The organism is Agaribacter flavus (genome assembly GCF_042646125.1).
In the GTDB taxonomy this organism is placed as follows: domain Bacteria; phylum Pseudomonadota; class Gammaproteobacteria; order Enterobacterales; family Alteromonadaceae; genus Glaciecola; species Glaciecola flavus.
In genome coordinates this window covers 21,725-29,345 of record NZ_JBHRSW010000012.1, presented here as the reverse complement: position 1 = coordinate 29,345, position 7,621 = coordinate 21,725, and the positions used below count along the sequence as shown (strand labels likewise).

Sequence of the window (7,621 nt, the reverse complement as noted above, 5' to 3'; positions counted from 1 at the left end):
AAATCATACTATCGTCAACTGCTTGGGCTACCACTATCAACAAATTTATTCTTAAAATGGGTGCGAGATGTCAGGATCATTATAGCGTCAGAAATTGTCTTAAACTTATAATTACAGTGAACGCACATCCAAATAATCTCTTAACTACAATAAACATTGGTAAACGTCTAACCATTAAATGTTGCCACGGCCTCCGATACTATTACATTTTGAACAATAATTAATTTCGAGAATAAGCAATTAATTTGATAGAACTAAACGATAGACTAGTCGCATGTTTTATCAAAGCAAAAACTAGTTCCGGATGCGAATGTTAAAAGTGACATATCATTTCATAGCAATTCGACAACTAGTGACATTAAAAGATTCGGTAACCTTATGAAATCCTCTTTACTAGTTATATTTTGTACTTTATTACTTGGAATGCATACTTTTAACCTATCTGCAAAAGAAAGTTCAGTGTCTCAGGCTATGGCAGTCGATATTTTAATTGGCTCCGATGACATCACCGGCTTGCGTCTTGCTTATCGACCACATGTTTTTGAATGGAAAGATGCACCTTTCTTTGACAAGCTAGACATTTATTGGGAGGTCAGTGTCAACTTCTGGGAATATGGCGAATCGAATCAGCACGAAACAAATTACGTTATTGCTCTATCACCAGTTATTGGCAAAACCTTCTACCATGTGAAAGGTAAATACCCTTTGCGGTGGGAGTTTGGGATTGGCGTATCACTAGTCGAAAATACGCAGTTCGCGGGTAAAGATATAGGTTCGCATTATCAGTTTGAAGATCGCCTTGGGTTAGCTTTAGATTTTGGCAAGTTAAATAAACAATCAATAGCATTAAGATACATGCATTACAGTAATGGTGGGTTGAACAGTAAAAACCCGGGCGTTGATTTTGTAAATATATCGTATGCGTATTCTTTTTAACAAAAAGAAATATAATCTCCCTTATGGGGTATCCTTTGAAAGGTACCCCTATTTTTCTAAAAAAAACATTTAACATAAGACGGAAGCAAAAAATGAGCCCTCAAAAAAAACATGTTGAAATAGCCATTATAGGTACAGGCACTTCAGGAATGGGTGCATATAGAGAAGCTCGAAAGATGACTGACAGCATAGCATTAATAGAAGGGGGGGAATACGGGACCACATGTGCCCGCGTCGGTTGTATGCCCTCAAAATTATTAATCGCACCGGCTGAAGTCAGGCATCGAGCTGAGTTATTTTCACAATTTGGCCTAAAAGGCTCGATTCCCGACGTCGATGGCGCAGCTGTCATGCAACGCGTCCGCAACGAACGGGATCGTTTTGTAGCTTTTGTTAACGAGGACGTAGAAGAGTTTGATGCAAAACACAAAATAAAGGCTTACGCAAAATTTGTGGATGACCATACCTTAGCGTTATCAAATGGCGATTCAATTAAAGCGGAAAGAATAATAATTGCAACTGGTTCACGACCCAATATCCCAAATTTTTTCAACTCTGCTGAGGACCGGTTAATTACAAACGACGACGTTTTCGATTGGACAGACTTACCCAAATCGGTAGCCGTTTTTGGAGCTGGTGTAATTGGGCTAGAATTAGGACAAGCATTATTTCGTCTAGGTGTGAAGGTACACCTATTTGGTGCTGAAGATTTGGTTGGTCCCCTTTCTGATCCTGCGGTGAGAAATTATGCCTTAGAAACTTTCAAAAAAAAATTTCCATTTCATAGTAGCGGCGAAGTAAAAGAAATAAAACGCGTCGATAACGGAGTCCAAATTACTTTTAGATCGAAACCAGATGATGACATAACTGTTGAAACATTTGACTACTTACTTGCTGCGACTGGGCGAAGAGCCAATGTTGACAATATTGGTTTAGAAAATACTAGTCTAAAACTAGACAAGCGAGGGGTACCTTTATATGACCCTCTATCGATGCAATGTGGAAACAGTCATATTTTCATTGCTGGTGATGCAAATTCTGACATTCCATTACTTCACGAAGCGTCAGATGAAGGTCGTTTGGCTGGTGAGAATGCAGCACGCTACCCTTCTGTGTACAAACGAGCAAGAAAAGTACCTTTAGGAATAGTGTTTTCAGATCCTCAAATTGGCACTGTCGGGAAATCTTATCGTGAGCTTAGCGAAAACGGTGTAGATTTCGCTATTGGCGAAGTTAGTTTTGAAAATCAAGGACGCTCTAGAGTCATGTTAATGAATAAGGGACTAATGAGGCTATATGGAGACCGCGATACTGGCATATTACTAGGTGGAGAAATGATTGGCCCAGGACAAGAGCATCTAGCTCATTTACTCGCTTGGACTATTCAAATGCGTATGACTGTTGAAGAAATTTTACAGTTGCCTTTCTATCACCCTGTAATTGAGGAAGGTCTGCGATCAGCCTTACGTGTTTTATTGCAAGAAATGGGGATGGGGCCGCAACCACCACTGAATTGTATCGATTGTGGTCCGGGAGCGTAATTTGTGATTGATTTGTATATTTGGCGTACCCCAAACGGCTACAAACCATTAATTTTTGCAGAAGAGGCAGGTATCGAATACAGGATTCATCCTATTGACATAAGTAAAGGAGAACAGTTTGAGCCTAGATTTTTAGACATTTCCCCAAACAACAAAATTCCGGCCTTGATAGACGGCTCTTTAAGCATATTTGAATCTGGTGCAATCTTGTTATATTTAGCGCAAAAGTTTAAATGTTTTTTGCCCAGCGAAAAATCTGCTTACTACGATGTATTGCAATGGTTAATGTGGCAGGTAGGCGGTCTAGGTCCGATGATGGGCAAGCGTCAAGATACTGTATAAAGCTTCGAAATAGTGAATTTCTGAATCTCCATAAACGGTATATAAAAAAGCGCAGTCAAATTTTTTATTTTTATTCATAAATTGAATTGGCAAGATGGATTCAGTCACTCACAGCATAATAAGCGTCTATACCTAAAAGTGTAAAGCGATATATATACGTTTGCAAGTAAGTCATCTTTTAAAGCAGTTAGTCTTATCTTTTTAACTTGTTAATACTTCTGCTTTTCTTTGGTTGATGTTGTGGCGCAGTGTGGTGCTGTGCCTCATCATTTTGGCTAGCTATACAGTTTTCATTCAATTACTGATATTACCATCGTTTGCGCCGTCGATTTTGCACGTGTAATTGATGTGCGCATTGGTAAAGAGCAAGCGGCTTTGCACACTTGGAAATAGCGACAAAACTATTGTCTTATTATGAGAGGATAGTATCGAGTCAAGCAACTCAACAATATTGAAGTGGCCCAGGATATTCTTAAGCGAAACAGCCCAGCAATCAAACATTAAAGTTGATTATTGATCGACCGATAAAATAGGTACTTAACAAAATGCTTTCTAATTTTTATTGGGATAATCATGAAAGTTAATAAAATCATAATATTGCAAGCCATCATCGTATCAATTCTTATGATAACGCCGATCATTGCGCTAAAAATGGTCGCCAATAAGGGCTCAAATGCAATACAAGAGACTAACAATGTATATTCACAATTAATTGTAAATCTTTCGGAGATAGATGCCGCGTTAAAAAATGCTCGCTTCCACGGATACGCTGCGTTTATGCATGATGAGACTTTAGAAGTTTCATCTTATCATACTCATCCATTTGAGCTTCATTCAAATGTTGTACGTGATGAAATCACCACTGCAAATCAAAAGTGGGAAGTAATTTTTACTTATCTAGAACAAAGCCCACGCTACGCCAACGATATTAATATTTTGAAATCCCACTACGACAAATATTATTCACAGGGTGCCGCTTTGGTGAATGAGGCGTTAAGTCAAAAAGATTTCGACGCGATTGTGCGCATTACCACAGCCGTAATTCCCGAATACGCGCAGTTTTCGGCTGAAATCCAAGCCCTTATTGAAAAAATTAAAACAGAGGTGATAGTTGCCTATGAAGACTCTCATCAAGATATAGATAACTTAACGCTTGGTCTTATCTTATTTTATGTTGCAGTCATGTTCTTGTATGTTGGATTTTCGTATTGGTTCCAAAGGCTTATTTCAGAACCCCTAGATAAAGCAGTTCAGATTGTTGAAAAAATAGCCAGTGGTAATTTATCAATAAACAGCTTTGCGCCTCGTAAAGATGAGTTTGGGTTTTTGTTTAATGCAATTGAAAAAATGAGAAAAAGTTTATCAGATATTGTAACGACCATTTCCGTTGATTCTAACATGGTGGAAGAGTTTAGTGTGGAGCTTAAGAACTCATCTCGACAGTTGGATCACAAGTTAGACTTGCAAGTGAGCGCTTTGTTAGAAGCTTCTGGATCGCTAGACGAACTCCAAAAAAATCTCGAATGTGTAAGCGACTCATCTCTTAAGACAAGTTCGAAAGCTGTGGATGCCGGTGACTCCTGTACCGACTCTATTCATCATGTCAAAACAACAGAAGATGGTATTTTAAATGTGTCAAAGTTAATGCAATCTACAAAAACTCGCGTCTCTCAACTGTCTGAACAGGTCGAGCAAATTGGAAGCGTAACGGATGTAATACGTGACGTTGCTGAGCAGACAAATTTATTGGCGCTAAATGCAGCGATTGAAGCGGCTAGAGCGGGTGAATTAGGAAGAGGGTTTGCTGTAGTTGCAGACGAAGTAAGAAGCTTAGCTGAGAGAACGACCGAGTCCGTTGTCCAAATTTCGGCAATGATAAAGACCATTCAAGACCACACTATAGAAACCGTAAATAGCATGAATGAGAGTTACGAAAACACTTCTCATGTCGTCGAGAAAACTGAAAAAACACAAGAATCAATGAAGAATATAGGCCAAGCGACTGAATTAGTTAGCCAGTTAATAAAAGAAGTAGCAGAGTCGATACTCAAAGAAACAAAAACCTCTACAGAACTGTTAAATAATATTCATGAAACCAGTCGGATTTCCAAAGAAAGCAAAGAGTTGGTAGTCGGTGTTGCCGGAGCCTCCAATAAACTAGCTGATATTTCAAAACGGTTAAAAACTTCAACAACGGGTTTCACACTATAAAAATAACCCTCATTAAATCTTTAAGGCCGACCTGTAAAAGCTTATAGGTCGGTACTTAGAGAATAAAGGTCAAATCTGTGTCAATTCACTAAACACGATGAAGATGTTATCTGATCGCTCTTCAATTTTGTAGACACTCAGCTAGCGAGTTCGAACATTTTCTCAAATTCATGTAGTGGCCGGTGAGATTAATTCGTCATATACTTCAAGCTATAAGCGAGCGTCGTCACGTTAACACGACACAATCAGAGCATCGGACTCATGAAGCAAAACACCAAAAATTGGCTAAAGAATGTTAAACGAATTTGGGTTGCAATGGGGATTGTTTTTACTCTATGGCTCGTGTATTCCATGCAAGCAAAAAATTTACCTGACGGACTCTTTGAAAGTAATGCACTAATTACGTTTGAAGAACATAAAGAGTATTTTCGCTACACGCCTACCCATCAATTTGATGAGGTATTAATTTTCTTTCCAGGGGCTTTGGTTGATACTAGGGCTTATTTGCCACTATCTAAGCAACTTGCAGAAAAAAATATAAGCGTTTATCTTATTAAAATGCCGTTGAGGCAAGCAAGGCTTGGCTATCACAAGCCGATCTCTCTCAATTTGCTAAGCGATGAATCCAAAACCTATACCTTGGTTGGTCATTCTCAAGGTGCAAAGATGGCTGCGCAGTTGGTGTATGAAAATCCCGCTCTCTTCGACCGGCTAGTGTTAATTGGGACCACACACCCTCGAGATATTTCAATTGCTAACAGTTCAATACCAATAATGAAAATTTATGGTTCGAGAGATGGCGTAGCAGATGAAAATACAATAATGGCAAACAAATCAAAACTTCCCTCGCATACTCAGTTTTTAAAAATTGAGGGCGCAAACCATGCACAATTTGCGTACTACGGTTTTCAGCTTGGTGATAGCGCCGCTGACATTGATAGAGAGACTCAGCAAAGCATCACTTTAACAAATATTCTTTCATTTATATCTGAAAACTAATATCGTCGAAAGTGCGCCGGCCAAAAACCAGCTTGCTCATTGACTTAAACGGCAAAACACCGCACTAATTTTGCCATCATTACAAATGAGAAACCACAAAACCACCAGCAATACAGTTGTCACGGCGGCTAGTAAAATAGTCTGTTGCTCTATATATTCACCGAAATAGCGCTCTTACAAGCTATAATTTACGGGCCTTGCTACGCTGTCAACAACCGGAGTCGGATTAGAAGGTTTGGCCCAAAGTTTTTCATGGATAATGGTATGGACTCACCCCACTTAAAATCGGCTTCGTAGTGAGCCATGATGTAATTGAAAGAAAACATCAAAACGGAATGAGTCCAAATGAAGATTACAACAATTGGTTTATACCCATTCCACTTCAACCTGCAGGTTTTAGCACCTGAAAATTATCGGAGATCCGCGTATTAAGTGAGTCTGCAATTTCCAGCAATGTCTTATCGAAAAACTGCCGAATTTGTTGTCGAAATTCCTTAGCAGTTGCAAAATAACGATTATTTCGCGCATGCTCGTTCATCACTTTCCACAAACGCTCTATAGGGTTGAGGTTCGGGCTGTATGGCGGTAAATAGTGTAATTGTATGCCCAACTCTGTGGCTTTATCTTTGACGATTTGCGAACGATGATAGCCAGCACCGTCCAATATCAAATGCAATGTGTGATTTGGCGGATATTTCGCTTTTAGTCCGTCGAAAAAGGCGCAGATAGTGTCACTATTTATGGTGTCGTAATCTTGTACGGTGGCTCTATCTAACTGACCCAACTCAATACCACCAATAAGATTCATCCGTGTGCGACTACCTGTTGTAACGACGGGTTTATCTACGCCTTTTTTTATCCATCCACAGCTCATTTTAGTGGCTTGGGTTGGATGAACGGCATCCATAAAGATGATGCTTTCATCTTCACTTAGTGCATCTCGCAACGATGCATATGCGTCGATAAATGCGGCTTGTTTCTTTTCATCGAACTTGTGCGGTACGCCTTTAGGCTGTTTATAGCTAAAACCGTGTTGGTGAAGCCATTTATTCATGCCTGATACGGAATACGTGATAGCCCATGTGGCTTTGACATAAGCCACAATCTGATGAATATGCTGATAGGTAAACTCGGATAAATGGGCGATGAGTTGCTTTGTTTGCTCAGTATTCAAGTGACTGCTAGAGCCTCCGCCTGCCGGCTTTAGCTTCATTTTCACACTGTAATCACTAATGTAGCAAGTGATCGTCGCCTCACTCTTACGCAATGCTTGGGATATCATGGTAAGCGACCAACCTTCCGAGCGAAGCAGCACCGCTTTGATGCGATCACACTCTCGCTTATCACGGGCTTTGGCATGTCGTGATTCGAGTGCGGCTTTTTGTTCAGATGTGAGGGAAATATCAATCATGGTAATAGAGTGATCCTCTATTCATTGAAAATCAAGCATTTTCATTGATCACGGGTATAGAGTTTACTCTGACCCCTTTATTCGAGTACACTCATCGACCATTTGAAAACAATGAGCAATGAGTCAAGGCCAAACAAGCAACATGCTTGGCTCTCCCTAAGTGTCAAACGGCGTATTTAAC

At 39.8% G+C, this 7,621-nt stretch carries 6 protein-coding genes; 5 read left to right on the top strand and 1 reads right to left on the bottom strand.

Annotated features, from left to right (window positions below; genetic code table 11):
* Positions 1 to 378 precede the first annotated feature (378 nt).
* The 5 genes from ACFOHL_RS07770 to ACFOHL_RS07750 all read left to right on the top strand — a co-directional run bounded on the left by ACFOHL_RS07770 (position 379) and on the right by ACFOHL_RS07750 (position 6,029).
* Positions 379 to 936 carry an acyloxyacyl hydrolase gene (locus ACFOHL_RS07770; protein WP_376919653.1) on the top strand — a complete coding sequence of 186 codons (558 nt, stop codon included), beginning with the start codon at positions 379 to 381 and terminating at the stop codon, positions 934 to 936.
* A gap of 92 nt (positions 937 to 1,028) precedes the next feature.
* Complete coding sequence (locus ACFOHL_RS07765; RefSeq protein WP_376919652.1) at positions 1,029 to 2,477, top strand: dihydrolipoyl dehydrogenase; 1,449 nt, start codon at positions 1,029 to 1,031, stop codon at positions 2,475 to 2,477.
* Positions 2,478 to 2,480: 3 nt separating this feature from the next.
* Complete coding sequence (locus ACFOHL_RS07760; protein WP_376919651.1) at positions 2,481 to 2,819, top strand: glutathione S-transferase family protein; 339 nt, start codon at positions 2,481 to 2,483, stop codon at positions 2,817 to 2,819.
* Positions 2,820 to 3,392: 573 nt separating this feature from the next.
* On the top strand, positions 3,393 to 5,030 hold the full coding sequence (locus tag ACFOHL_RS07755; RefSeq protein ID WP_376919650.1) for a methyl-accepting chemotaxis protein: 1,638 nt from the start codon (positions 3,393 to 3,395) through the stop codon (positions 5,028 to 5,030).
* Between the two features lie 261 nt (positions 5,031 to 5,291).
* Complete coding sequence (locus ACFOHL_RS07750) at positions 5,292 to 6,029, top strand: alpha/beta hydrolase (RefSeq protein ID WP_376919649.1); 738 nt, start codon at positions 5,292 to 5,294, stop codon at positions 6,027 to 6,029.
* 382 nt (positions 6,030 to 6,411) lie between these two features.
* On the opposite strand, the gene ACFOHL_RS07745 is transcribed toward ACFOHL_RS07750, so the two are convergent.
* A complete protein-coding gene (locus ACFOHL_RS07745; protein WP_376919655.1) occupies positions 6,412 to 7,437 on the bottom strand; it encodes an IS630 family transposase in 1,026 nt (341 codons plus the stop codon).
* Positions 7,438 to 7,621: the final 184 nt, after the last annotated feature.